Raw genomic sequence first — 24,677 nt, forward strand, 5'->3', positions numbered from 1 at the left:
ATGCAGCCCTTGGTAAAAGGGCTGCATTTTTGTTGTGCGTGGTTCGAACCACGCACGATATTACTGCCAATCATCTCACTCCCAATGGTCGGGAATCTGCCTTACAGCACCGCGTGCAGCGCTTGTTGCCATTGCGCCATAAGCACGCAGTGCAGTTGTGACCTTGCGCTTGCGCTTTTCTTCAGGCTTCCAGGCGGCTGAGCCCTTGGCTTCCATATGCGCACGGCGATCGGCAATGACCGCATCATCGACGGCAAGGTGAATCTTGCGGTTCGGGATGTCGATGTCGATTATATCGCCTTCCTGCACCAGACCGATCAATCCGCCCTCGGCTGCTTCCGGAGAAACGTGGCCAATGGAAAGTCCTGACGAACCGCCGGAGAAACGCCCGTCAGTGATCAAGGCACAAGCTTTGCCGAGGCCCTTGGATTTCAGATAGCTGGTTGGGTAGAGCATTTCCTGCATGCCGGGGCCGCCGCGAGGACCTTCATAACGGATCAGCACAATATCGCCCGGCTTTACGCCGCCGTTCAAAATACCAAGAACGGCGGTATCCTGACTTTCAAAAATGCGCGCAGGACCGGAGAACTTCAGAATTGACTCATCAACGCCTGCCGTTTTGACGATACAGCCATCTTCGGCAAGATTGCCGTAAAGCACAGCCAAACCGCCGTCCTTGGAATAGGCATGTTCCGCATTGCGGATAACGCCCTTTTCGCGATCCAGGTCAACATCGGCAAAGCGGCGATCCTGGCTGAATGCAACCTGGGTAGGAACACCGCCCGGCGCTGCCTTGAAGAAATCATGGACAGACTGGTTCTTGCTGCGCATCACATCCCAGCGATCAAGCGCTGCGCCCAGATTTGCTGCATGAACGGAGTAAACTGAGGTATCAAGCAAACCTGCCCGATCAAGCTCGCCAAGAATGCCCATGACGCCACCCGCATGATGTACGTCTTCCATATGCACATTGGCAACAGCAGGAGCCACCTTGCACAGTACGGGAACGCGACGGGAAAGCCGGTCAATATCGCTCATGGTGAAATCGACTTCGCCTTCATGCGCCGCCGCAAGCAGGTGGAGAACAGTATTGGTCGAACCGCCCATCGCGATATCGAGCGTCATCGCGTTCTCAAAGGCGGCAAAGGATGCGATAGCGCGTGGCAGCGCTGTTTCATCATCCTGTTCGTAGTAGCGACGGGCCAGATCAACAATGAGGTGCCCGGCCTCGACAAACAGGCGACGGCGATCCGCATGGGTAGCCAGCGTTGAACCATTGCCCGGTAGGGACAAGCCCAGCGCTTCGGTCAGACAGTTCATCGAATTGGCGGTGAACATGCCCGAGCAGGAACCGCAAGTCGGGCAGGCAGAGCGCTCAATAGCCGTTACTTCCGCATCGGAAATGCGATCATCAGCAGCGGCAACCATGGCATCGACCAGATCGAGCTTCTTTTCCTTGTCATCCCAGGTAACCTTGCCGGCTTCCATCGGGCCGCCGGAAACGAAAACGACAGGAATGTTCAGCCGCAAGGCTGCCATCAGCATGCCGGGCGTGATCTTGTCGCAATTGGAAATGCAGACCATAGCGTCGGCGCAATGGGCATTGACCATATACTCAACGCTATCGGCGATGATCTCGCGCGATGGCAGCGAATAGAGCATGCCATCATGTCCCATGGCGATGCCGTCATCGACTGCAATCGTATTGAATTCCTTGGCAACACCGCCCGCGCTTTCGATTTCACGCGCCACCAACTGGCCAAGATCTTTCAGATGCACGTGGCCAGGCACGAACTGAGTGAACGAGTTTACGACGGCAATAATTGGCTTGCCGAAATCCTCGTCCTTCATACCGGTGGCGCGCCAAAGGCCGCGGGCACCGGCCATGTTGCGGCCATGTGTGGTTGTACGTGAACGATAGGGCGGCATTTTCAAACTATCCTGATAGTGAATTGCAAAAGAAACAATCTATAGAAGAACAGCTTCTTAGGCAAAGAATGGAATTTTGTTACCCGAATGCGGTGTTTTTATTGCAAACATTACATAGGGGACATTATTATCGCATGAAACGAGACTTAATGTCTCGGTTATCCGCTTAAAATTGCTGCCTGAGGGTCAAAATGCCGTGAAAGTCATGGTCGTCAGCGAGCGCGCAATACCTTGGATGTCGAGCACATTGTCATTAATGAACTTGCCGACATCCTGGTCTTCGGGAATGTAGATCTTCGCCAGCAGATCGAAATTGCCGCTGGTCGAATAGAGTTCCGAGACGATCTCGCGCTCAAAAAGGGCAGCCGCAACTTCATAGGTTTTGCCAGGGAAGCATTGCAACTGCAGGAATACGGGTTTCATTCATATGCTCCGGAGGGACTGATTGGTTGCGGCTAATCTATTTGGGTTGCAGGGATAGCGCAATCACAGGTTTTCACGCGGAGCTTTCCAGCCGATTTAATAAACAATACAGCCGCCAATAAAAAGTGACCGCGTCGGGTTCCCTCGTAAACGCCTGTTTTGTGGCGATATGGTCACAACGACAGTTTCGGATGGGTTGTGTAATGCCTTTGCGGGTTGGCCTGTATTAACCACCATGTTATCGTTTTCTTAAGCTAGAGAGGCGAATTTTAACGATCACGGGATATGGGGTAATCATTCCTGTTGGTTTGTGTCATTTTGTTTGAGTTAGGGATTATACTGGTTGATGGACTTCAAGCGCCCACAGGCCAGTTTGTTTGCCGCCGCATTGCTGGCTTGCTCAGCCCTTGTATCGCCCGCGCACGCGTTCGAAATCTTCGGCATTCATCTTTGGGGAGAGAAAAAAGACGATGACGCGGATTCCGTCATTGCCGATCCGCAAAAATATACCGTAGAAATCGCCAACGAAGAAAACGAAGAGACCAAAAAGCTCGTCGAAGGTGCTTCCAGCCTTGTCGCTGACAAGGAAAAGCCTGCCTCCGGTGCCGCAGGGCTTCTAGCCAAAGCCAGAGGCGATTATCGCCGTATTCTTGGCGCGCTTTACGCCGATGGTCGTTATGGCGGCAATATCAGCATTAAAGTTGATGGGCGTGAGGCGAGTGATCTTCCTCCCGACACGGTTTTGCCAGATCCCGCAGCCGTGTCAATTTCGGTCGATCCGGGACCGCAGTTTCTTTTCTCTACCGCACGCATCAAGAATGTCGCTCCGCCGCCGGTCGACAAGAAGGATATTATCGACCTACCTGAAAATCAGGGGTTCGCGGTGGGCGATATTGCCCGTTCCACGTCAATCGTAAAGGCAGAGCGCCTTGCTGTTGATGCATGGCGCGAGCAGGGCCATCCCAAGGCGAAGATCGTTTCGCGCAACGTCACCGCCGATCACGACAACAGCAAAGTTGATGCGATTATCGATGTTGATCCCGGTCGCCGCGCATCGTTCGGCCAGACGCAGGTCACCGGTACTGAGCGCATGGATCCTGAGTTTGTCGCCTTCATCACGGGTCTGGAGCCCGGACGCGAATATGATCCTGACGAGATCGAGCGCGCCAAAAAGCGTCTGTCTCGACTTGAGGTGTTCCGCTCGGCCCGTATCGAAGAAGCAGACGCCATCACAAGCGATGGGCTTCTGCCGATTACAGTTGCCGTGCAGGAGCAGAAGCTGCGCCGCTTCGGTGTTGGTGGCAGCTATTCGACCCTGGACGGCGCCGGTTTTGAGACCTATTGGCAGCACCGCAATCTTTTTGGCCGGGCCGAGCGTCTGCGGTTCGATGCCAAAATCGGTGGCATTGGCGGGCAATCCTACGACCCACAGGACTATAATTACATGCTGGGTGTCAGTTTCACCAAGCCTGGTGTCTGGACGCCGGATACGGATTTCATTTCCTCGCTGATTGGCGAGCGCAAGGTTCTGGATGCCTATACGCAGACTTCAGTCACTGCTGAAGCTGGCTTAACCCATATATTTTCGGACGAGCTTTCCGGCAAACTCACTGCGAGTGTCTCGAAGTCGAAATTTGAAGATGATTTCTTCGGAAGCCGTGATTTCCTGACAGTGGGTGTCCTTGGCGGGCTGACCTATGACAGCCGCGACAGCAAGGTTGATCCAAAGAATGGCTATTATCTTGAGGGGCTTTTGTCGCCATTCTACGAAGTAGAATATGGCAACTTCGCCACCAAATTTACGGCGGAAGGGCGCACCTATTACGGTTTCGGTGCCGATGATCGTTTCGTCCTCGCCGGGCGTCTGAAGCTTGGGTCGATTGTTGGCGCTGAAATCGGCGAGCTGCCACCGGATCAACTGTTCTTTGCTGGTGGGGGTGGTTCAGTTCGCGGCTATGCCTATCGCAATATTGGCGTGAATGTCAGCCGCGATGGCGATAATTATGTGATCGGCGGACGCTCGCTTGTCGAAAGCTCGGTGGAAGCACGCGTGCGCCTTACCGATACGATCGGCGCGGTCGGCTTTGTCGATGCGGGCTATGTCGGCGAAGAATCTTTCCCGGATTTTGCAGAGCAGCTACGGCTCGGTGTTGGCGCGGGCATAAGGTATAATACCGGCCTTGGTCCGATCCGGCTTGATGTTGCCGTTCCGCTTGACCGGACCGATGACGATCCAAGTTTTGCTTTCTACGTTGGCATAGGACAGGCGTTTTGATCCGGATACTTGCAACCCTTCTCTTGCTCCTTATCGTCGGCCCGTCCGTGGCGCAGTCGCCTGCGCCTGCCAGCGCCGAGGCAGAGAAGTCATATTTTCTCAGCTTTGTTGAAAACCAGCTATCGACACCAAATCGTCAGATTGTGATCTCTGAAATTCAGGGCGTGCTTTCCTCCGAAGCAAATATTGGCAGCATCACGGTTGCGGATCGCCAAGGTATCTGGCTGAAGATCACCAATGCCCGCATCGTCTGGAGCCGCCTTGCGCTGCTGCGTGGACGTCTGGATATCAATACGCTGGCGGCAGACTCCATCGATGTCATGCGCAAGCCGCTACCGGACGAAGGTTTGCCTTCGCCGGAAGCGAAAGGTTTCAGTCTGCCGGAACTGCCGCTTGCGGTTATTCTTCAGGAGTTGAAGATCGGTCGCGTAGCGTTTGGGGATACAGTTTTTGGCCTGAAATCAGAGATTTCCGTTGCGGGAAATCTGACGCTTGACGGCGGCTCGCTCGATTCCAATTTGCAGATAAAGCGTCTGGATGGTCCAGGCGGTGATTTCACGATCAAAGCCGCTTATGCCAATGAGAGCCAGCAGCTTGATCTCGACCTTTTGCTGAACGAACCGGCGAATGGCATTATGGCCAACCTTCTTAATATTGAAGGACGCCCGCCTGTTGTCATGGCGTTGAAGGGCTCCGGCCCATTAAGCGATCTGGCTTTGCAGTTGACCCTCGACGCAGCGGGCAAGCGCGTTCTTACCGGCAATACCAAGATTGATCGCCAGGCTGACGGGCTTGGTTTCAAGACGACGCTGGACGGCGAAGTTGCAGCCCTTATCCCGCCGATATTTCGTGATTTCTTCGGTAATGACACTGCTTTGGTGGTCAATGGCGTGGTACGTGATGCCGGTGGATTTGCGCTTGACCGTCTCAGTATCAAAAGCAATGCGCTGCTGGTTGATGCCACAGGTGAGACCACGAATGACGGGTTCCTGCGCCGATTGAAGGTCGACGCAACGATAGCCGACCCAACGGGCAAGAAGGTTATCCTGCCTGTTGCCGGCGGTCAGACCACTGTGGATAAGGCGGTCTTCGCCGTCGATTTCGGCACGAATGCAAATGCAAATGATGCCTGGTCAAGCACTTTGGAAGTCACCAACCTGACAACGGAAATGTTTGCCGCCAAATCGGCCAACCTTGTCGCCAAAGGCTTGGCTCAAAATGTTGATGACCCTGCGGCCCGTTCGCTGACCTATGATTTAAACGGCGACATTTCCGGTATCACCGCAAAACGGGCAGATATAGCTGAAGCCCTCGGTGATCTTGTCCAGCTTAAGATCAATGGCGACTGGAAGGCTGGTACCCCTGTCAATCTTAAGCAGGCCTTGATCGCGGCCAATGGATTCAGTGCTTCTCTGGCAGGCGCGATCAGCGAATTCGCCTATCGCGGCGATATTCTTGTTAAAGCTTCAAGCATCTCGCCCTTCTCGGCGCTTGCCGGCCGGGAATTGGCCGGTTCGCTGGACCTGAAAGCCAACGGTCTTGTTGAGGCGTTGACAGGCGGTTTTGATCTGATGCTGGACGGCAATGCTACGGGTATGAAGCTTGGCATTGATGCAGCCGATAAAGTGCTGGCGGGCGAAACACGGATCACCGGCGGCCTCGCCCGTGGCGAAAACGGACTGAGTGCCAAGAATTTCAAGATCGAAAATCCGCAGACGCTTGTCACCGCCAATGGAATATTTGCCAGCGGTGCCGCCAATTTCGACTTTGGCCTCGACCTTACCGATCTGGCACTTCTTTCGGAGAAGGCGGGCGGGGCATTGAAGGTAAAGGGCAGCGCGCGCGGTCAGGACAAGATCATCGCCCTTGCCTTTAATGCGGGTGTGCCGCAGGGCACATTATCGGGACGCAAGCTGACCGAAGGCGATATTTCGTTCAATGGAACGCTGCTTGAAGACAATATTGACGGCAAGCTTTCAGGCTTGGCTTTTCTCGATGGCATCCGTGCGGATCTTTCCACCGAGATCGCGTTACGCAAAGATGAGAAACGCCTCAGCAATTTGTTGTTTATCGCGGGTGGAACGCGTCTGCGCGGTGATGTTACGCAAGACAAAAAAGGATTGCTGCAAGGCAATCTGACGCTGAGTTCCGCCGATGTGTCCACCGCCGCTGCGCTCTTCCTAGTCGAAGCGACAGGCAAGGCCGATGCGACGATTGCGCTATCGCATGATGACGATAAGCAGAACCTCGATGTCAAAGGACAGATTGATAGTCTCAAGGCTAATAATGTTGCCATTGGCAAAGCAGAAATTGCGCTTGTGGCACAGGATATTTTCAATGTTCCAGCCGCCAACGGCACGGTAAGCGCAACCAATATTTCGGCCTCCGGAATTGATATTACAAGCCTTGACGCCCAGGCGAGCCAGAGCGGTAAGGCTACGAACTTCACTCTTGATGCAGCGCTGAAAAACGGCGCGAAAACATCCCTTGGCGGCGCTCTTGAACCCACGGATAAAGGCTATCTGCTGTCGCTGGCAAAGGCGGAACTGACACGTGACAAGCTTGCTGCCCGCCTCGTACAGCCCGCAGCAATCAATGTTGCTGGTAGTGATGTCTCATTTGGTGACATCATCCTTGATATCGGCAATGGCAAGGTGACCGTCAGTGGTGAAGTTGCCCAAACGCTCAATCTGGCGGTTGCGATTGAGAAACTGCCGCTAGATATCGCCAATACGATCAAACCTGATCTTGGGCTCGGCGGAGAAATCAATGGCACCGCCAAGATCGGTGGTACGCGCGAGAAGCCGGACGTCAATTTCGACATGCAAGCGCGCGGCATAACGGCAGCAGCACTGAAGAAAGCGGGTCTTGAAGCGCTTAATCTTAATGCCAAAGGCACATCAACGACTGATCAGTTAAATGTCGATGCCCATTTGACCGGGGCAAATGGACTGGACGCTTCGGCACGCGGATCGGTGCCTTTGGCACAAGGCCAGCTTGGCGTCGATCTCGATCTGAAGAGTTTCCCGCTGACGACTCTCAACGGCATTGTCAAAGATCAGAACCTCGCGGGCGCTGTTTCCGGCCGCGGTCGTGTTACAGGCACATTGCAAAAGCCAAATGCGGAGTTTGACCTGAAGGGTTCGAGCATTTCCGCCAAGCCCTTGCAGGAAGCCGGGCTAGCCCCTCTGCAACTGACGGCAGCAGGACGCTTCGCCAATGAGCGCCTTTCACTTTCTTCCGCAAAGGTCGATGGACCGCAGGGCTTTACAGTATCAGCCAGTGGTGAAGTTCCCATTTCCGGCAACGGACTTGGCATCAATGTCACCGGTAATATTCCGCTGTCTCTGGCTAACCGCTTCCTCGCGGATCGCGGAACACAGGCCAAGGGCAATATTGATGTCACGGCCAATGTAACCGGCAGCTTTGCCCAACCACAGATTCGCGGCATGTTCTCGGCCAATGGTGCGGAAATCATGGATCCGGAATCGAATCTGCGCTTGCAGCGGATTACCCTGCTTGGCAGCATGGAGGGTACGACTGTCACAATCCGCACGCTGACGGCCGGGATTTCAACAGGTGGTACCGTCAGCGCGACAGGTACGATCTCAACGGATGCTGCTGCGAATTTCCCCGCTAATATTGATATCAAGCTGGATAAGGCGCGCTATGCCGACGGCAATCTTGTCGTCGCCACTGTGACGGGCGCGCTGGGCATCAATGGTCCTCTGACCCGTGATCCCGTCATTGCTGGTAACATCAATATTGATCGCGCTGAAATCACTGTTCCGGAAACCTTTGGCGGTCCGTCGGCGGTTATCGACGTAAAGCATAAAGATGCTTCGAAGAAGGTTCAACAAACACTTAAGCGTGCCAAGGCTGATCAGCGCGAGGTCGCAACACCGACATCGCGTCCAAGTGTGGTGCGGCTCGATATCAATGTTACAGCACCCAACAAGATCTTCGTGCGTGGTCGCGGCCTTGATGCGGAGATCGGCGGTTCCGTGCGATTGACCGGTCCTGCCACAAATGTTCAGCCTGTAGGCGGTTTTGATCTCATCCGTGGCCGTCTTGGCATTCTTGGCCAGCGCATCACCTTCACGGAAGGTCAGGTCACGCTGGTTGGCGATCTTGATCCTGAAATCAACTTCGTTGCCACTACCCAAAGCAGCGACATAACCGTCAGTGTGACTGTAAAGGGCCGCGTATCCGATTTGCAGATTGTCTTCTCGTCGCAGCCGGAACTGCCACAGGATGAGGTCATGGCGCGCTTGATCTTCAATCGTTCGATCAGCGAGTTGACACCGCTGCAGATTGCTCGGCTTGCTACCGCCGCTGCGGAACTGGCAGGTGGTTCCAACTCGTCGCTGATCGATAGCCTGCGTAAGAGCACGGGGCTTGATGATCTTGATGTTGTTACCGATAGCGAAGGCAACGCAGGCGTTCGCGCCGGGCGTTATATCAGGGATAATATTTATCTGGGGGTCGAGGCAGGTGCCGGTGGCAATACCAAAGGCACGATCAATCTCGACATCACGCCCAATCTGAAAGCCAAGGGTGCTGTTGGCAGCGATGGCGATTCCGGCGCTGGTCTGTTCTTCGAAAAAGACTACTAAGTGCATTTCCAGCAAAGGTGCGAAGCCGCTTCGCATTCGGGCAATGCATAAAAACCTATGAAAAAGGGCGGCGCAAAGCACCGCCCTTAATGTTTTTAGCCGCGTGCTGGCAGAACTGGCAGTGGCTCTGCACGACCTACGACAAATGCGTAGTTGAACGCGCCGATGACGGCGACGCCGGCAGCCAGAGCGAATGACGGAATATAGTTTCCATTAAACACATCAAGCAGATAGCCAAACAGGAACGGGCTGATAATGCCTGCAATGTTTGAGGCAAAGTTCTGGATGCCGCCAATTGATGCCACATGATGCGAGCTTGGCGCAACGTCTGCTGGCAGCGACCAGATTGCCGTGGCCGCAACAGCCAGACTGCTGTAGGAAATCGCAAGGAAGATCAGCGCCATATAGAGCGATGTCACCATTGCAGCGGGTAGAATGGCCGCGCCACCAAGCAGACCGCCAACCATGATGATCTTGCGGATTGTCGTCACGTCGGCACCATTGCGAATAGCGCGATCGGCCCAGATGCCTGCCGCCCATGCCGCAGCAACAGCGGTAAGGCCTGGGATCATCCCGAATGTGCCAAGCTCGGCCAGATTGAGGCCGCGCGCATTCTTCAGATAATCGGGGAACCAGGTCAGGAAGAAATAGATGACGAAGTTCAGGCAGAAGAAGCCGATCATCATGCCCCAAACGGTGCGATAACGGAAAAGGTCGCGCCACCGGATTTTTACCGCTTCCGCATCGTCATTCTCTTCCGTGCGCCCACCATTATCGGTGATGTATTGACGCTCCAGATCGTTTGCGCCCGGATGGTCGGCAGGGTCGCGATACATCATGTACCAGAAGAACGCCCATACAAGGCCGAGCGCGCCGAGGATGATGAATGAATAGTGCCAAGTCGCGAGCGCGATAATGCCGGTCACGATAGGCAATGCGAGAACAGTGCCAACGCGTGAGCCGGAGTCGATGACTGCGGTAGCGAAAGCGCGCTCGCTTTTTGGAAACCAGCGCGATGCGGCCTTGGTTGCGCTTGGGTAGGCCGGGGCCTCACCCGCTCCCAAAGCAAAACGCATGCCGAAGAAGCCCCAGAAAGTCGTGGCGAGCGGTGTCAGCGCCGTGAATACAGACCACCAGACGGCAGCAAGAGAAAAGGACCGGCGCGCGCCGACCTTATCGGTAAACCAGCCAGCGATCAGCATCATGCCGTCATAGGCCCAGAAGAACGCGCCGAAGATCAGGCCCTTCTCGGCATTGCTGAGGTTGAGGCCAAGTTCAGCATCGATATAGGGTAGCGCCACGCTCATATTGGCGCGGTCGAGATAATTCATTGTCAGACCAAGAAAGCACATCGCGAGAATGATGTAGCGAACCTTGCTGGCACCCGCTGGAGCCTTCCGTGGGGGATGGGCAGCTTTTGTAGCTGAGGACATTTTGTACTCCTTTGCCGCCAAAAGGCGGAGACAATTGTGCGTGGTTCGACGAGGCTCACCATGAGGACTGGGATTGGGCTGCAAAAATACTTGCAACGTCGAAGATTGATCTTGCAATCCTCAATTTCCCTCATGGTGAGCTTGTCGAACCACGCAGAACTGATGTGCAGGTTAAATTAAGCTTGTACGACCTGCTGGCGCTGTTCGCCCAGACCCTCGATACCGAGCGTTATAATATCGCCTTCCTTGAGGAACACATTCGGCTTTTGGCCAAGGCCAACGCCGGGAGGTGTGCCGGTCGAGATGATGTCGCCCGGATGCAGGCTCATGAATTGCGACAGGTAGGAAACCAGATACTTCACGCCATAGACCATCGTCGCCGATGTGCCGTCCTGATAGCGATGGCCATTGACTTCCAGCCACATCTTCAGGTCTTGCGGGTCCTTGATTTCATCCTTGGTCACAAGCCAGGGGCCTGTCGGGCCAAATGTGTCGCAGCTCTTACCCTTGGTCCACTGTCCTTGACGTTCAGCCTGGAAGGCGCGCTCGGAAACATCATTGATCAGGCAATAGCCCGCAACATAGTCCATTGCCTCATCTTCGCTGACATATTTGGCATGTTTGCCGATTACAACGCCAAGCTCGACTTCCCAGTCTGTCTTCAGCGAGGTGCGGGGAATTTCCACATTATCGTTCGGGCCGACAATCGCCGATGTGGCCTTCATGAAAATGATTGGCTCCGGCGGCACGGTCGCGCCGGTTTCGGCGGCATGGTCGGAATAGTTCAGGCCGATGCAGATAAATTTGCCGGTTCCGGAAACGCAGGCGCCATAGCGGTCTACTTCAACGAGTGGCAGTGAAGCGGGATCGATCGCAGCGAGTTTCTTCAAGCCCTCGGGTGAAATTGCTTCACCGGCTATATCCTTCACGTGGCCGGAAAGATCGCGGACATTGCCGTCCTTGTCGACAAGACCGGGTTTTTCCTGGCCGAGCGGGCCATAACGCAAGAGTTTCATTGGTCAACCTTCTCTTCACTGGTGGGTAGTGGCCTAGTATGTAGCACGGCCACCGGAAATGTCGAATACTGCTCCGGTCGTGAATGAGCATTCTTCACTGGCAATCCACGTAATCAGCGCGGCAAGCTCATCAACTTTGCCAAAACGCTGCATCGGAATCTTCGAAAGCATGTAATCGATGAACTCCGGCTTCAATTGCTGGAGGATGGGCGTATCAACGGTAGCCGGTGTTATCACGTTGACGGTAATTCCATCACCGGCAAGTTCCTTGCCCAGCGATTTTGTCAGGCCGATGACCGCAGCCTTTGATGCGCTATAGGCCGAGGCATTGGGGTTGCCCTCCTTGCCCGCAATGGAAGCAACATTGACGATCCGGCCATAGCCGTTCTTCTGCATGACCGGCACGACAAATCGATTGCAATAAAACAATCCGTGCAGATTGATTTCAAAGACTTGTTTCCACTGATCAATGGGGTAGTCGGCAACCTTGGCATTTGGTCCGGCTATTCCCGCCGAGCAGACAAGCACGTCGATCTTGCCAAAGGCGGATACGGTTTCCTGCGTGGCCTTCTCGACCTGGTCAGGATCGGACACATCGAGACTAACGCCGTGGGAGGAGGCTCCAAGCGCTGCCTTTGCCTCCTCGATCTTTGCTGCATCGACGTCCCACAGAGTGACCGTGCCGCCCTCCGACACGATCCGCTCTGCTGTTCTGAAACCTATGCCGGAGGCACCGCCGGTTATAACCGCGTGCCTCCCCTCATAGCGCCTTATGGAATTCGCCATGCTTCCTCCCGATATATGGCTTTTGCATCTGTCAGGGCGTCCGGCGATTTAGTGATTATCGCGTGGAAGCCCCTTGGTCTGAGCAATGCGCTGGTAGTCAACGGCAGGTTTCAAAACCATGCCTTCATCAAGCTGACCGACCATGCCGCGCTGGATTTCCTGCCACGGCGTCTGGCTTGCCGGATATTTATAGCCGCCCGCAGCGATCAGATCGTCCTTGCGCTTTTGCAATTCCTCATCGTCGATCAGGATGTTTGCAGTGCCCTTGTTGAGATCAATGCGCAGATGATCGCCGGAGCGAACGAGCGCAAGTCCGCCATTGACCGCTGCTTCCGGCGAGGCGTTGAGGATGGATGGGGAACCGGATGTGCCGGATTGACGGCCATCGCCAAGACAAGGCAGCGCATGGATACCCTGCTTCAGCAGATAGGCTGGCGGCTGCATATTGACCACCTCTGCCGCACCTGGATAGCCGATCGGCCCAGTGCCGCGCATGATCAGAATGCTGTTCTCGCTAAGGCCAAGCGCCGGATCGTCGATGCGGTGATGATAGTCCTCCGGTCCATCAAAAACTTCGGCAATGCCTTCAAAGGCCTCCAGGTCATCCGGATTGGATAGATAGCGCTGGCGGAATTCCTCGGAAATAACGCTCGTCTTCATAATGGCGCTGTCAAAGAGATTGCCCTTGAGGTTGATGAACCCGGCCTTCTTTTTCAACGGCGCATCATAGGTCTTGATCACATCCGTGTTGAGGTTTTCTGCATGCTCGCAATTGGTGCCGATGCTTTGGCCGTTGACCGTCACAGCGCCCGGATGCGGAAGTTTCCCGGCCTTCATCAGTTCGGCAACCACGGCAGGCACGCCGCCTGCGCGATGATAGTCCTCACCCAGATATTCACCGGCTGGTTGCAAATTAACCAGAAGCGGCACGTCATGGCCGATTTCCTGCCAATCATCATTGTCCAGCGGAATATTGAGATGGCGTGCAATGGCATTCAGATGGATTGGTGCATTTGTCGATCCGCCAATCGCGGAATTGACAACGATGGCATTTTCGAAGGCGGCCCGTGTCATGACATCGGATGGCTTCAGATCTTCGCGTACCATGTCGACGATGCGTTTGCCGGTGTCATAGGCAATCTGGCCGCGTTCGCGATAAGGCGCGGGGATGGCTGCGCCGCCCGGCAATTCCATACCAAGTGCTTCGGCTAGCGAATTCATGGTGGTAGCCGTGCCCATCGTATTGCAGTACCCGACCGACGGCGCCGATGATGCGACAATATCCATGAACTGGTCATAGTTGATTTCGCCAGAGGTGAGCTTCTCGCGTGACTTCCAGACGATGGTGCCGGAGCCGGTGCGCTCGCCGCGATGCCAGCCATTCAGCATGGGTCCGACTGACAGCGCGATAGCTGGAATGTTCACCGTGGCGGCGCCCATCAACATGGCTGGCGTGGTCTTGTCGCAACCGATGGTGAGAACAACGCCATCAAGCGGATAACCGAAAAGAACCTCAACAAGGCCAAGATAGGCAAGGTTGCGGTCTAGTGCTGCGCCGGGGCGCTTGCCGGTTTCCTGGATAGGATGAACCGGAAACTCGAAAGGAATGCCACCAGCAGCAATGATACCGTCACGCACGCGCTTGGCCAGTTCAATATGGTGCCGGTTACAAGGTGAAATATCCGAACCGGTCTGTGCGATGCCGATGATCGGCTTGCCCGATTGCAATTCGCCGCGGGTCAGGCCGTAATTCAGATAGCGCTCAAGATAAAGCGCGGTCATCCCCGGATTGTCAGGATTGTCGAACCATTCCTGAGAACGCAGTTTTTTCGGGGCTTTGTTGCTGGTCATTTAAGTAACTCCTGGGGGACTTATTCCTTGACCGCACCGGTCATGGAAGAAACGTAATAATCGACAAAAAATGAGTAGAGGATGACAACGGGCAGCGACCCGAACAGTGCGCCCGCCATCAGTGAACCCCACTCGAAAACATCGCCTCGCACCAACTCCGTCAGCACACCGACCGGGACAGTCTTGTTCTCAGAGGATTGGATGAAGGTCAGCGCATAAATGAACTCATTCCAAGACAAAGTGAAGGCAAAAATACCGGCAGATATCAGTCCAGGCACTGCCAGCGGCAATATGACCCTGACCAGAATCTGCCAGCGCGACGCGCCATCCACCAAAGCGCTTTCCTCAAGCTCGAAGGGTATGGACCGGAAATAGCCCATGAGCAGCCATGTGCAGAAGGGGATGAGGAAGGTCGGATAGGTGAAGATCAATGCGAATTTGGTGTCGTAAATGCCAAATTTGAACACGATAACCGCCAACGGGATGAACAGGATCGACGGTGGCACCAGATAGGCAAGGAAGATCAAAAGACCTACCGGGCGAGAGCCGGAAAAGCGCACACGCTCAATCGCATAGGCGGCGAAAACAGATGCGGCAAGCGACAGCACGGTCGCGCAGACCGATACGACAATCGTGTTCCATAACCAGCCTGGATAGGAGGTTTCGAACAGCAGATATTTAATATGGTCGAGCGTTGGCTTCACCACCCAGAACGGGCTGTAATTATTATAGTCCGTCAACTGGTCATTGGGCTTAACCGCGGTGATTGCCATCCAATAGAATGGAAACAGCAATACGATGATGAAGACCAGCAGAGGAAGGTAAAGCACGACAATGCGCCGTGGCAACCGGTTGAGATAGCTCATGCCCTGCGCTTCGTCGTTCAGCGGCTGGGCGTTTGTTTGCTCGGAAATGCTCATGATTGTCTCCCTCCCGTTCAATCTTGTCCGCCCTGTTGCCATTTGCGGCGCTGAAGGCCGAAAAATGAGAACAGGATCGAAGCCAGAAGGAATGGAATCATCGCAACAGCAATCGCCGCGCCTTCGCCAAGCTGTCCGCCAGGTATGCCGCGCTGGAATGACAAGGTTGCCATCAGATGCGTTGCATTGACCGGGCCACCCTTGGTCAGCACGTAGATCAGCTGGAAATCGGTGAAGGTGAAAAGCACCGAGAACGTCATCACCACAGCGATGATGGGTGTGAGCATGGGCAAGGTTATAAAGCGGAAACGCTGCCAACCTGTCGCGCCGTCCAGCGATGCTGCTTCATGCAGCGATTGCGGAATTGTTTGCAGGCCGGCAAGCAGCGAGATCGCCACAAAAGGAATGCCGCGCCAGACATTGGCGGCAATCACCGAGGCACGCGCGTTGTTGGGATCACCAAGGAAATTGATAGGACCGTCGATCCAGCCAAGCTGCATCAGCGACCAGGAAATAATCGAAAACTGCGCATCATAAATCCACCAGAAGGCGAGGGCGGACAATACCGTCGGAACCACCCAGGGCAAGAGAATAATGGCGCGGAAGAATGATTTGAACGGCAGATGTTCGTTGAGGATCATCGCCAGCCAGAGGCCGAAACCGAATTTCAATATGGACGCGATAAAAGTATAGAGAACGGTGTTGTAAACGGCCATCCAGAAGACCGAGTCATTGGCAAGCGCCTGATAGTTTTCGATGCCGATAAAGACGCCGTCGCGACCGATCTTTGCGTCGGTAAAGCCGAGCCATACGCCCAGTCCGAGTGGATAGGTCAAAAAGCAGATGAGGAACACTGCCGCAGGCAGCATGAAGAACAGGCCGACCGCAGTATTGCTGCGGGCCATTGTGCCAAAGGCAGAGTTTCGTTTTGCAGTCGGCGTCATTGTCATCGGATATCTCCGGTTGCGTCGGCTTCGAAAGCAATTCCAGGAAAAGCAATAGCCGGCTTTCCGTCAGGAATTGCGAAACAAGAACGCCTTCCGCCGCGTTGGACGGCGGAAGGCTTTTATGGCTGCTTAAGTGGCGTAGTAGCGATTTGCGCGCTTCTCCGCCTGTGCAATGGCATCCTCTGCGGTCATCTGACCGGTCACGGCTGTCGCATACATATCGACGAGCACATAATCGGCCATGACGCCCGCCGATGCTGTTCCCAGCGGTCCGGCAAAACCGTTCGGGCGAAGCGTTTCGGAAGCCCGCGCATAGGCTTCGTGGATCGGAACGGACTTCCACACCGGATTGCTTGCATATTCCTTCAAGGGTTGGCAGCAATAAGCGCTGGCACCCTCGATCCAGGCATTCATATTCTCGGCCTGATACATGAATTGCAGGTAGGCCTTTGCAGCTTCAGGGAACTTTGTGTGCTTGAAGATCGAAATCGTTGAAGTCTGATGCAGCTCGATCGACTTGCCGACCGGACCGATTGGCAGGTTTGTCGAGCGCATGTCTTCAAGGATATCCGCCATGGACGGATCTTTCTTGGCGGCATAATAGACCGACACGCCATTTGCCGTCAGCGATACCTGCCGTGCAAGGAAGGCGCGGTTATTATTGACATCCTGCCAGCTTTCCGTGCCTGGAATGAAGGTCTTGTAGAGTTCCTGCGCATATTTGACCGATGCGAGCGTTTCAGGGCTGTTGAGGACAACTTTACCGCTTTCATCGACGATCATGCCGCCATGGCTCCAAAGCAACCAATGAGCGTAATTATTGCCGTCGCCCACTGCCTTGCCGTGCGGAAAGCCAGCCGGTGTGCCTTTTGCCTGCAAGGCCTTGCACAATTCAAGGAAGCCTGCAGTGTCCTTCGGAAACTCTTGGAAGCCCGCGGCTTTCATATGACTGTCGCGGTAAACGACCGCGTTGCCGATGGCGCAAAGCGGAAGCGCAATGAACTTGCCGTCGCGTTTGGCATAGCCTTCAAGGCCGGCATACCAGCCGCCATGCGCGCCACCCAGATATTCGCCAAGCTCAGTCACATCGACCAGCTTGTCCGGATATTGCTGCGGATCATCGAACCAGCTCATCACCATATCCGGGCCGGAGCCGACATTGGCGGCAACGGCAGCTTTCGGACGAACGTCCTCCCAGCTTTCCTTGTCGACCCGTACCTGCACGCCAGTCGCCTCAGTGAATTTCTTGGTGTTGGCAAGCCATGCGGCTTCTTCGGCTGGAACAAATGGAACCCAGCGCAGCAGGCGCAATGTGGCGCCTTCTTCCGGTTTGTAGGTTGGTGCTGCGGCTTGAGCAAAGGCAGGCGTAAGCCCGAAACGGTTGAGCCCTGCGGCAGCGACTAGTCCGGCTGATGCGCCGAGAAGATGTCTTCTGTTAATGGTCATTCTTGCTCCTCCTTGGTTGTAAAAGGCCTTCAAAATGCTCCCACATTCTGGGGCCACGGGCTATGTCGGTGCTTTATGACGAAGACCTGCTACCGACCGGCAGGCACCGCTTATGCTAGAGCTCTAGACCAGGCGCTTGCCGGTCTCTGCATCGAACAGATAGGTCGCTTCCGCATGTATGGAGAGGCCGACTGTCTCGCCCGGCTTTGCATTTATGCGTTGATGGAAAACGCCGGTGACGAGATCGCCGCCAACCCGCATGATCATTTGCGTTTCCGAACCCGTTGGCTCAATCACCACCACTTCGGCAGGTATGCCGCCATCGACGATTGTCATGTGTTCGGGCCGTAAACCATAAATCAATGCGCGTCCCTTGGCGCTCTCCGGCGCTTTGGCAACGGGCAATTCGACACCATTATCGGTCTTGAATTTCAGCGTGCTGTTTGGATCGAGCTTGCCTTTGATCATGTTCATGGCAGGCGAGCCGATGAAGCTGGCAACAAAAAGATTTGCCGGCTGATCATATAGTTCAAGCGGCGCGCCGATCTGCTCGACCAGACCGTCATGCATGACGACGATCTTGTCGGCCATGGTCATGGCTTCGATCTGGTCATGCGTGACATAGACCGTGGTGGTTTTCAGCCGTTGGTGCAGTTCCTTGATTTCAGCGCGCATGGCGACGCGCAGCTTGGCATCCAGATTGGACAAGGGCTCGTCAAACAGGAAAACCTGCGGATCGCGCACAATTGCGCGGCCCATGGCAACGCGTTGGCGCTGGCCTCCGGAAAGCTGGCGCGGAAAACGGTCCAGCAGCGGGGTGAGGCCGAGAATTTCCGCCGCAGGCTTTACGCGTTTTTCAATTTCCGCCTTTGATGCGCGTTTCAGCGTCAGCGAAAAAGCCATGTTATCGGCAACAGTCATATGCGGATAAAGCGCATAGTTCTGGAAGACCATGGCAATGTCGCGCTCCTTTGGAGCGAGACCATTGACAACTTGGCCGCCGATCTTGATTTCTCCTGCCGAGATATTCTCCAGCCCGGCCAGCATTCGCAGCAAGGTGGACTTACCGCAGCCCGATGGTCCAACAAGGATGACGAATTCGCCATCTTCAATCTTGATATCCACACCCTTGATGACCGGGTGGGTACCGAATGATTTTCGTACGTCGGCGAATTCAACCGATGCCATGCGCTCTCCTCCAGAAATTATGTTTGGACATCACTTCTCCCAAAGCGCTGCCCCTCTGCTTTACCCGCGTCCGACCAGCGGCATTTTAGTTGCCATGATCGTCATTGTCAGTACGTTCGCGTCCAGTGGCAGGCTTGCCATATAGACAACAGCATCGCCAATGTGATGCGCCGGTATGGTTGGCTCACTGGCGATCTCGCCATTTGCCTGCATCACGCCGCCCGCCATTTTCGATGTCATCTCAGTCGTGGCATTGCCAATATCGATCTGCCCACAAGCAATATCGAACGGTCTGCCATCCAGCGCCGTCGATTTGGTCATGCCGGTCACGGCATGTTTCGTCGCCGTATAGGGCGCTGTATTGGGGCGCGGAGTCTGGGCTGAAATCGAGCCATTATTGATAATGCGGCCGCCTCGGGGCGATTGTGCTTTCATCAGCTTCATCGCCTGCTGGGTGCAAAGAAATACACCTGTCAGATTGGCGCCGACGATTGACGTCCAGTGCTCGAAAGTCAGCTCTTCCATGGCAATGTTCGGGACATTGATACCCGCATTATTGACCAGAAGATCCAGCCGCCCATACTCGCTCTTGATCGCCTCAAAAAGCGCTGCGACAGAGTGGGGATCGCTGACATCCGCGGTGATCGGCTTGACCGTGCCGCCAGTATCTTTGGCCAAAGCATTGGCCGCATCGTCAAGCACGTCTTGGCGCCTGCCGGAAATGACCACCGTATAGCCAACGCCAAGCAATGCGGTCGTAATAGCCTTGCCGACGCCTGTGCCGCCACCTGTCACCAGCGCAATTTTTCCCTTGCCCGAATCGATCACGCTCATGCTGGAATCTTTCCGCCGAGTTCGTAGTCAATATGCGCTTTGATAATGTCGTCAAAGGCGGTCTCTGCCTTGAAACCAAGCTTGCTGGCTCGCGACGTATCAAAATCCGTTGCCCAGCCGGACACGATTTTCTGGATCGTGGCATCGGGCTCACGGCGGATGAGTTTGACTGCCTTGTCACCTGCAACGCGCTGAAGAGCGGCAATTTCTTCGCCAACAAGCGCCGAAAGGCCGGGCATGGAAAGATTGCGCCTTGGACCGACCTGTTCAAGGTCTAGCGTTGCGGCGTGGATAAAGAAGCCGACCGCCGAACGCGGGCTGGCAAACCAGTGCCGCACATTCTCATCGACGGGAAGAATTGCTTCCTGTCCCGATAGCGGCTCGCGCAGAATATTGGAGAAAAATCCAGATGCCGCTTTATTCGGCTTGCCGGGGCGAATGCAGATTGTGGGCAGGCGAATGCCGATCCCGTCAAAAAAACCTCTGCGGCTGTAGTCTGAAAGCAAAAGCTCCGAAATTGCTTTTTGCGTGCCATAGCTCGTGAGTGGTGTCGTAAAAAACTCGTCGCCGATCTTGTCGGGGAAAGGCGCGCCGAAAACCGCGATGGAGGAGGCAAATATAACACGCGGCTTGTAAGGCGCTTTTTGGCCTTCAATGCGGATGGCTTCGAAAAGCCAGCGCGTGCCATCGAGATTGATCTTGTAGCCCTTCTCGAAATCGGCTTCCGCTTCGCCTGAAACGATTGCTGCCAGATGGAAGATCATGTCCGGACGGGCGGCAACGAGCCTGTCTGCCACACCGGGATCGGACAAATCAGCGGCAATTGTCTGCGCAATACCGGCAAAGGTTGCCGGTGCTACGGGTTCGAAAACATCAACCAGTGTCAGCTTGTCTATGTCGGATCCAAGCGCGCCCGGTTCGGCAGCGATCTTGTCCAGAAGCTTGCGGCCAACCATTCCGGCTGCGCCGATCACCAAAACATGCATATGCGGTATTCCTCCCTCAAGCCCCTCCCGGGCTTAAAACAATTCCAGCAGAATGGACCCGGTTTTCGTCCAGAATTGTGAAAACAAGCCAGCGACTGAACATTTGTATGTTAGCGCTGTCATAAAGTTATGCACACTGACTAGCGTTCATCAAGCGTTTTATGGTAGCGCTGTCATTATTCTTGGAAAATGCTCTGGATTCGAGCCTATGACCCGCAAGAGAAATGCCAATCGAAACGCCGGTGCACCGACTTTGGCGGATGTGGCGCGGCTGGCTGGCATGAGTGAGATCACGGTTTCGCGCGTCGTTCGTAATCAAGGTCCCATTGCGGATGCGACGCGAACACGCGTCTTGGCCGCCATTTCCCAGCTTGGCTATATTCCCAATCGCGCTGCGGGGAGCCTCGCTTCCGCCGCTTCGACATTGATGACTGTGCTCTTGCCATCATTGTCGAACATTGTCTTTCCCGATGTCCTGCGCGGAATCCACACTGCTATCACCGAAACAGGGTTTCAGTCGGTCATTGGTGTTACCGATTATGATCCGCTGATTGAAGAGCGTATTCTTCTGTCATTTCTTGCCTGGCAACCAGCCGCTGTGATTCTGGCCGGCTTGCATCACACGCCCACAGCGCGAAAACATCTCGAGCAGGGCCGGTTCCGGGTTGCGGAGCTTATGGACATTGATGGCGATCCTGTGGATATAGCTGTCGGCATGTCGCATCGCCAGGCTGGCTATGAAACCGGGCGGCACCTTATCGAGCGCGGATACCGAAGATTTGGCTATGCCGGTCATATGTTGATTTCCGATGACCGTGCAAAGGCGCGCTATCAGGGGCTGTGTGAAGCCTTAAGGGAGGCTGGTCTTTCGCTCGTCGGCGAAATGCGTGTCCCCGGCGGCGGCTCAACAATAGCCGGGCGGGAGCTTCTGGAAAAACTGCTTGCAGCCCATCCCGATTTGGATGTGGTGATTTTCCCTAATGACGACATGGCTATGGGCGGTATTTTCTACTGCATCCATGCGGGAATTGTCATCAAAGAGAGGCTCGGCATATTCGGCTTCAATGGGCTGGATATCGGGCAGGCAATGCCTCTGCCGCTCTCAACTATTCTTTCCAAGCGATTTCTGATTGGCAAAACTGCGGCGGAAAAGCTGCTTGAAAGCCGCGAGCGTCCCCCGGAAAAAACCATTATCAATACTGGTTTTGACATTATCGAGGGCGCTACTGCTTAGGTGCAGCAGCTTCGTGCGTGGTTCGACAAGCTCACCATGAGGGAAGGTAATGGGCTGCATGATTAACGGCCAGCGGTGCAAATCTTGACTCCTGCAATCCTCAACTTCCCTCATGGTGAGCTTGTCGAACCACGCACACCAATCATGCAGGCAGTAATTCCCACCCACCTTTAAAATGCCTTTCGCTTTACTCACGATTGACATAAAGCAATTTTCGTTTTCGTATAGACACTACAAAAACGAAAATGAAAGCTGGTTCCATGTTCCTCGCTCCCAGACATGCCGAAATTCTGGAGATGGCCAAGGAGCATGGTCGCGTCCTTGTTGATGATCTGGCAATGCATTTCAATGTAACGCCGCAGACCATCCGCAAAGACCTTAACGATCTTTGCGACCAGCGCCTGCTTAACCGTATTCATGGCGGCGCTTTATTTCCTTCAGGCGTGCAAAATCTGGAATATGAGGCGCGGCGCTTGATAGCAGCGGGCGAGAAGGAAGCCATAGGTAAAGCTGCCGCTGAGTTGATCCCCGACAATGCATCGCTGTTTGTGAATATCGGCACGACGACAGAGGCTGTTGGACAGGCCTTGCTGGACCGTAAAGGTCTAATGATAATCACCAATAATATAAATGTTGCCAACAGGTTACGAATTTACCCCGATATTGAGGTGGTCATTGCCGGCGGTGTCGTGCGTGGCTCCGATGGCGGTATAGTCGGCGAGGCAGCGGTCGATTTCATCCGCCAGTTCAAGGTGGATTTCGCTGTTATAGGAACCTCGGCAATCGACAGTGATGGCGCCTTGCTTGATTTTGATTTTCGCGAGGTCAAAGTCGCGCAGGCGATCATGGCCAATGCGCGCCACGTGATCCTTGTCTCGGACTCGACCAAGTTCGAGCGCACTGCACCCGTTCGCATTGGCCACTTGTCGCAGGTCAACACCTTCATTACCGACCGCTGCGAAAGTGAGGCAATACGCCGGATATGCAGCGATGCAGACGTCAGATTGATCGAAACATCTGTCTGAAACCGCCTCTTGTGCGCTCTTCCATTGCGCGCTATAGTTCATTTTAGTTTCGTATTGCTTTCGCAATTATAGCATTTTCATTTCGCATATGCGAAGAGATGGTGCGTTGCGAAATGAGGGTGGGGAAATTGAAGGGTCAGGTTTACGATATCTTCGTTATAGGCGGCGGCATTAATGGCTGCGGCATTGCGCGTGACGCTGTGGGCCGCGGCTATTCGGTTTTCCTTGCCGAGATGAACGACCTTGCCAGCGGCACCTCCTCCGGTTCGACAAAGCTTATCCACGGTGGTTTGCGTTATCTCGAACATTATGAATTCCGCCTTGTGCGCGAATCGTTGATGGAGCGTGAAGTTCTCTGGGCCTGCGCGCCGCATATTATCTGGCCCATGCGTTTCGTGCTTCCGCATCATAAAGGCCTGCGTCCGGCATGGCTGCTGCGGCTTGGTCTTTTCCTTTATGATCACATTGGCGGACGCAAGAAGCTTCCGGTAACCCGTACTCTGGATATGACGCGCGATCCGGCCGCAAAGCCGTTGAAGTCGCTTTATACCAAGGCTTTCGAATATTCCGATTGCTGGGTTAATGATGCGCGCTTCGTGGCGCTCAACGCCCGCGATGCCGCCGATCGAGGTGCGGTCATCCGCACGCGGACAAAAGTTGTAAGTGCGATGCGCGGTGCCGATCATTGGACGCTGACATTGCAGGATACTTTGACCGGCGCCAAGGAAGATGTGCAGGCAAAGCTCGTCGTCAATGCTGCCGGACCTTGGGTTGATGAAGTTCTGACCGGCGTAGTGGGCAGCAATGATGCGCATAATGTACGCCTGGTGCAGGGCAGCCATATCGTCGTAAAGAAAAAGTTCGACGATCCACGGGCCTATTTTTTCCAGAATACAGATGGGCGTATTATCTTCGCCATTCCCTATGAGCAGGATTTCACGCTGATTGGTACAACCGATCAGGATTATCACGGCAATCCGGCGGACGTGAAAATCAGCGATACCGAAATTGATTATCTTTGTGCGGCGGCCAGCGAATATTTTGTCGAGCCGGTGAAGCGCGAAGATGTGGTCTGGACCTATTCGGGTGTGCGTCCGCTTTATGATGATGGTGCGTCCAAGGCGCAGGAAGCAACGCGCGATTACGTATTGAAAACCGATGCGTCGGACGGCCGGGCGCCGATCTTGAACATTTTTGGTGGCAAGATCACCACATATCGGCGTCTGTCCGAGCATATGCTTGAGAAAATTGAAGACCAGCTTGGCAAGCGTGGTAAGCCATGGACGGCAACCGGTACGCTGCCCGGCGGGAATTTCGCAGTAAACGCATTCGACAGTGAATTGCAGATATTGAAGTCTGACTATCCGTTTCTGACAGCTGCCCATGCACATCGGCTTTTCCGGCTTTATGGCACCAAGGCACGTGTGCTGCTTGGAAATGCAAAATCGCTTGGCGATTTGGGTAAGCATTTTGGATCGGATCTTTACGAGGCGGAAATACGCTATCAAATTGAGCATGAATGGGCGCTTACCGCGCAGGACGTGCTGTGGCGCAGGACCAAAAGAGGCTTGCATTTGAGCGCTGATGAAGCGGCTGCTCTCGATCAATTCATGGAAGGTGCAGTCGACAGGCGGCGCGCCATGGCTGCAGAATAAATATACTGCTGAGGCGCGGTAAACGTGCATCGGCTCAAGAGCAATTCCAGGAAGGTGGGAACCGGTTTTCCGTCCGGAATTGCATAAAGGCAAAGAGTTAGAGCGCTTCCCGT

At 54.6% G+C, this 24,677-nt stretch carries 17 protein-coding genes; 5 read left to right on the top strand and 12 right to left on the bottom strand.

Going from position 1 to position 24,677, the window contains the following annotated elements; genetic code table 11:
* Positions 1-75: 75 nt before the first annotated feature.
* Positions 76-1,929 carry a dihydroxy-acid dehydratase gene (gene ilvD, locus QFZ34_RS13605; RefSeq protein ID WP_307281874.1) on the bottom strand — a complete coding sequence of 618 codons (1,854 nt, stop codon included), beginning with the start codon at positions 1,927-1,929 and terminating at the stop codon, positions 76-78.
* Between the two features lie 186 nt (positions 1,930-2,115).
* The gene (locus QFZ34_RS13610; protein ID WP_008127661.1) at positions 2,116-2,352 is read right to left on the bottom strand and encodes an Lrp/AsnC ligand binding domain-containing protein; all 237 of its coding nucleotides are present in this window, start codon (positions 2,350-2,352) and stop codon (positions 2,116-2,118) included.
* A gap of 346 nt (positions 2,353-2,698) precedes the next feature.
* On the opposite strand from QFZ34_RS13610, the gene QFZ34_RS13615 reads away from it, so the two are divergent.
* Together QFZ34_RS13615 and QFZ34_RS13620 are read left to right on the top strand one after the other, a co-directional pair.
* A complete protein-coding gene (locus QFZ34_RS13615; RefSeq protein WP_307281882.1) occupies positions 2,699-4,627 on the top strand; it encodes an autotransporter assembly complex protein TamA in 1,929 nt (642 codons plus the stop codon).
* Complete coding sequence (locus QFZ34_RS13620) at positions 4,624-9,243, top strand: translocation/assembly module TamB domain-containing protein (RefSeq protein ID WP_307281885.1); 4,620 nt, start codon at positions 4,624-4,626, stop codon at positions 9,241-9,243. The genes QFZ34_RS13615 and QFZ34_RS13620 overlap by 4 nt, the downstream gene beginning before the upstream one ends.
* A 95-nt stretch (positions 9,244-9,338) precedes the next feature.
* On the opposite strand, the gene QFZ34_RS13625 is transcribed toward QFZ34_RS13620, so the two are convergent.
* The 10 genes from QFZ34_RS13625 to denD all read right to left on the bottom strand — a co-directional run bounded on the left by QFZ34_RS13625 (position 9,339) and on the right by denD (position 20,650).
* The gene (locus tag QFZ34_RS13625) at positions 9,339-10,676 is read right to left on the bottom strand and encodes an MFS transporter (RefSeq protein ID WP_115054648.1); all 1,338 of its coding nucleotides are present in this window, start codon (positions 10,674-10,676) and stop codon (positions 9,339-9,341) included.
* Between the two features lie 176 nt (positions 10,677-10,852).
* Complete coding sequence (locus QFZ34_RS13630) at positions 10,853-11,692, bottom strand: fumarylacetoacetate hydrolase family protein (protein WP_115054649.1); 840 nt, start codon at positions 11,690-11,692, stop codon at positions 10,853-10,855.
* A gap of 33 nt (positions 11,693-11,725) precedes the next feature.
* Entirely contained in the window at positions 11,726-12,478 is a 753-nt protein-coding gene (locus QFZ34_RS13635) for an SDR family NAD(P)-dependent oxidoreductase (protein WP_307281891.1), read from the bottom strand.
* Between the two features lie 48 nt (positions 12,479-12,526).
* Complete coding sequence (locus QFZ34_RS13640) at positions 12,527-14,329, bottom strand: IlvD/Edd family dehydratase (RefSeq protein ID WP_307281894.1); 1,803 nt, start codon at positions 14,327-14,329, stop codon at positions 12,527-12,529.
* A gap of 20 nt (positions 14,330-14,349) precedes the next feature.
* The gene (locus QFZ34_RS13645; protein ID WP_115054652.1) at positions 14,350-15,249 is read right to left on the bottom strand and encodes a carbohydrate ABC transporter permease; all 900 of its coding nucleotides are present in this window, start codon (positions 15,247-15,249) and stop codon (positions 14,350-14,352) included.
* 17 nt (positions 15,250-15,266) lie between these two features.
* Complete coding sequence (locus QFZ34_RS13650; RefSeq protein WP_370878848.1) at positions 15,267-16,154, bottom strand: carbohydrate ABC transporter permease; 888 nt, start codon at positions 16,152-16,154, stop codon at positions 15,267-15,269.
* Between the two features lie 171 nt (positions 16,155-16,325).
* A complete protein-coding gene (locus QFZ34_RS13655; RefSeq protein ID WP_115054654.1) occupies positions 16,326-17,642 on the bottom strand; it encodes an ABC transporter substrate-binding protein in 1,317 nt (438 codons plus the stop codon).
* Between the two features lie 123 nt (positions 17,643-17,765).
* Positions 17,766-18,830, bottom strand: a complete 1,065-nt coding sequence (locus QFZ34_RS13660) for an ABC transporter ATP-binding protein (protein ID WP_307281900.1) — start codon at positions 18,828-18,830, stop codon at positions 17,766-17,768.
* Between the two features lie 60 nt (positions 18,831-18,890).
* The gene (locus QFZ34_RS13665; protein WP_115054656.1) at positions 18,891-19,664 is read right to left on the bottom strand and encodes an SDR family oxidoreductase; all 774 of its coding nucleotides are present in this window, start codon (positions 19,662-19,664) and stop codon (positions 18,891-18,893) included.
* Positions 19,661-20,650: a D-erythronate dehydrogenase gene (gene denD / locus QFZ34_RS13670; protein WP_307281903.1), complete on the bottom strand. Its 990-nt coding sequence runs from the start codon at positions 20,648-20,650 to the stop codon at positions 19,661-19,663. The genes QFZ34_RS13665 and denD overlap by 4 nt, the downstream gene beginning before the upstream one ends.
* Before the next feature lie 208 nt (positions 20,651-20,858).
* Here denD and QFZ34_RS13675 point away from each other — a divergent pair, with 208 nt between their 5' ends.
* From QFZ34_RS13675 to glpD, 3 genes are all read left to right on the top strand, one after another.
* A complete protein-coding gene (locus QFZ34_RS13675) occupies positions 20,859-21,884 on the top strand; it encodes a LacI family DNA-binding transcriptional regulator (protein WP_307281906.1) in 1,026 nt (341 codons plus the stop codon).
* A gap of 260 nt (positions 21,885-22,144) precedes the next feature.
* Positions 22,145-22,909, top strand: a complete 765-nt coding sequence (locus tag QFZ34_RS13680) for a DeoR/GlpR family DNA-binding transcription regulator (protein WP_115054813.1) — start codon at positions 22,145-22,147, stop codon at positions 22,907-22,909.
* 113 nt (positions 22,910-23,022) lie between these two features.
* Complete coding sequence (gene glpD, locus QFZ34_RS13685; protein ID WP_307281909.1) at positions 23,023-24,564, top strand: glycerol-3-phosphate dehydrogenase; 1,542 nt, start codon at positions 23,023-23,025, stop codon at positions 24,562-24,564.
* Positions 24,565-24,677: the final 113 nt, after the last annotated feature.

Source organism: Phyllobacterium ifriqiyense (assembly GCF_030817885.1).
In the GTDB taxonomy this organism is placed as follows: domain Bacteria; phylum Pseudomonadota; class Alphaproteobacteria; order Rhizobiales; family Rhizobiaceae; genus Phyllobacterium; species Phyllobacterium ifriqiyense.

Coding starts and splice junctions, on each gene's coding strand:
- QFZ34_RS13630 (WP_115054649.1), bottom strand. CDS start 11,692: ATGAAACTCTTGCGTTATGGCCCGCTCGGCCAGGAAAAACCCGGTCTT.
- QFZ34_RS13635 (WP_307281891.1), bottom strand. CDS start 12,478: ATGGCGAATTCCATAAGGCGCTATGAGGGGAGGCACGCGGTTATAACC.
- QFZ34_RS13650 (WP_370878848.1), bottom strand. CDS start 16,154: ATGGCCCGCAGCAATACTGCGGTCGGCCTGTTCTTCATGCTGCCTGCG.
- QFZ34_RS13645 (WP_115054652.1), bottom strand. CDS start 15,249: ATGAGCATTTCCGAGCAAACAAACGCCCAGCCGCTGAACGACGAAGCG.
- QFZ34_RS13655 (WP_115054654.1), bottom strand. CDS start 17,642: ATGACCATTAACAGAAGACATCTTCTCGGCGCATCAGCCGGACTAGTC.
- denD (WP_307281903.1), bottom strand. CDS start 20,650: ATGCATGTTTTGGTGATCGGCGCAGCCGGAATGGTTGGCCGCAAGCTT.
- QFZ34_RS13615 (WP_307281882.1), top strand. CDS start 2,699: ATGGACTTCAAGCGCCCACAGGCCAGTTTGTTTGCCGCCGCATTGCTG.
- QFZ34_RS13660 (WP_307281900.1), bottom strand. CDS start 18,830: ATGGCATCGGTTGAATTCGCCGACGTACGAAAATCATTCGGTACCCAC.
- glpD (WP_307281909.1), top strand. CDS start 23,023: ATGAGGGTGGGGAAATTGAAGGGTCAGGTTTACGATATCTTCGTTATA.
- QFZ34_RS13625 (WP_115054648.1), bottom strand. CDS start 10,676: ATGTCCTCAGCTACAAAAGCTGCCCATCCCCCACGGAAGGCTCCAGCG.
- QFZ34_RS13640 (WP_307281894.1), bottom strand. CDS start 14,329: ATGACCAGCAACAAAGCCCCGAAAAAACTGCGTTCTCAGGAATGGTTC.
- ilvD (WP_307281874.1), bottom strand. CDS start 1,929: ATGCCGCCCTATCGTTCACGTACAACCACACATGGCCGCAACATGGCC.
- QFZ34_RS13675 (WP_307281906.1), top strand. CDS start 20,859: ATGACCCGCAAGAGAAATGCCAATCGAAACGCCGGTGCACCGACTTTG.
- QFZ34_RS13610 (WP_008127661.1), bottom strand. CDS start 2,352: ATGAAACCCGTATTCCTGCAGTTGCAATGCTTCCCTGGCAAAACCTAT.
- QFZ34_RS13665 (WP_115054656.1), bottom strand. CDS start 19,664: ATGAGCGTGATCGATTCGGGCAAGGGAAAAATTGCGCTGGTGACAGGT.
- QFZ34_RS13680 (WP_115054813.1), top strand. CDS start 22,145: ATGTTCCTCGCTCCCAGACATGCCGAAATTCTGGAGATGGCCAAGGAG.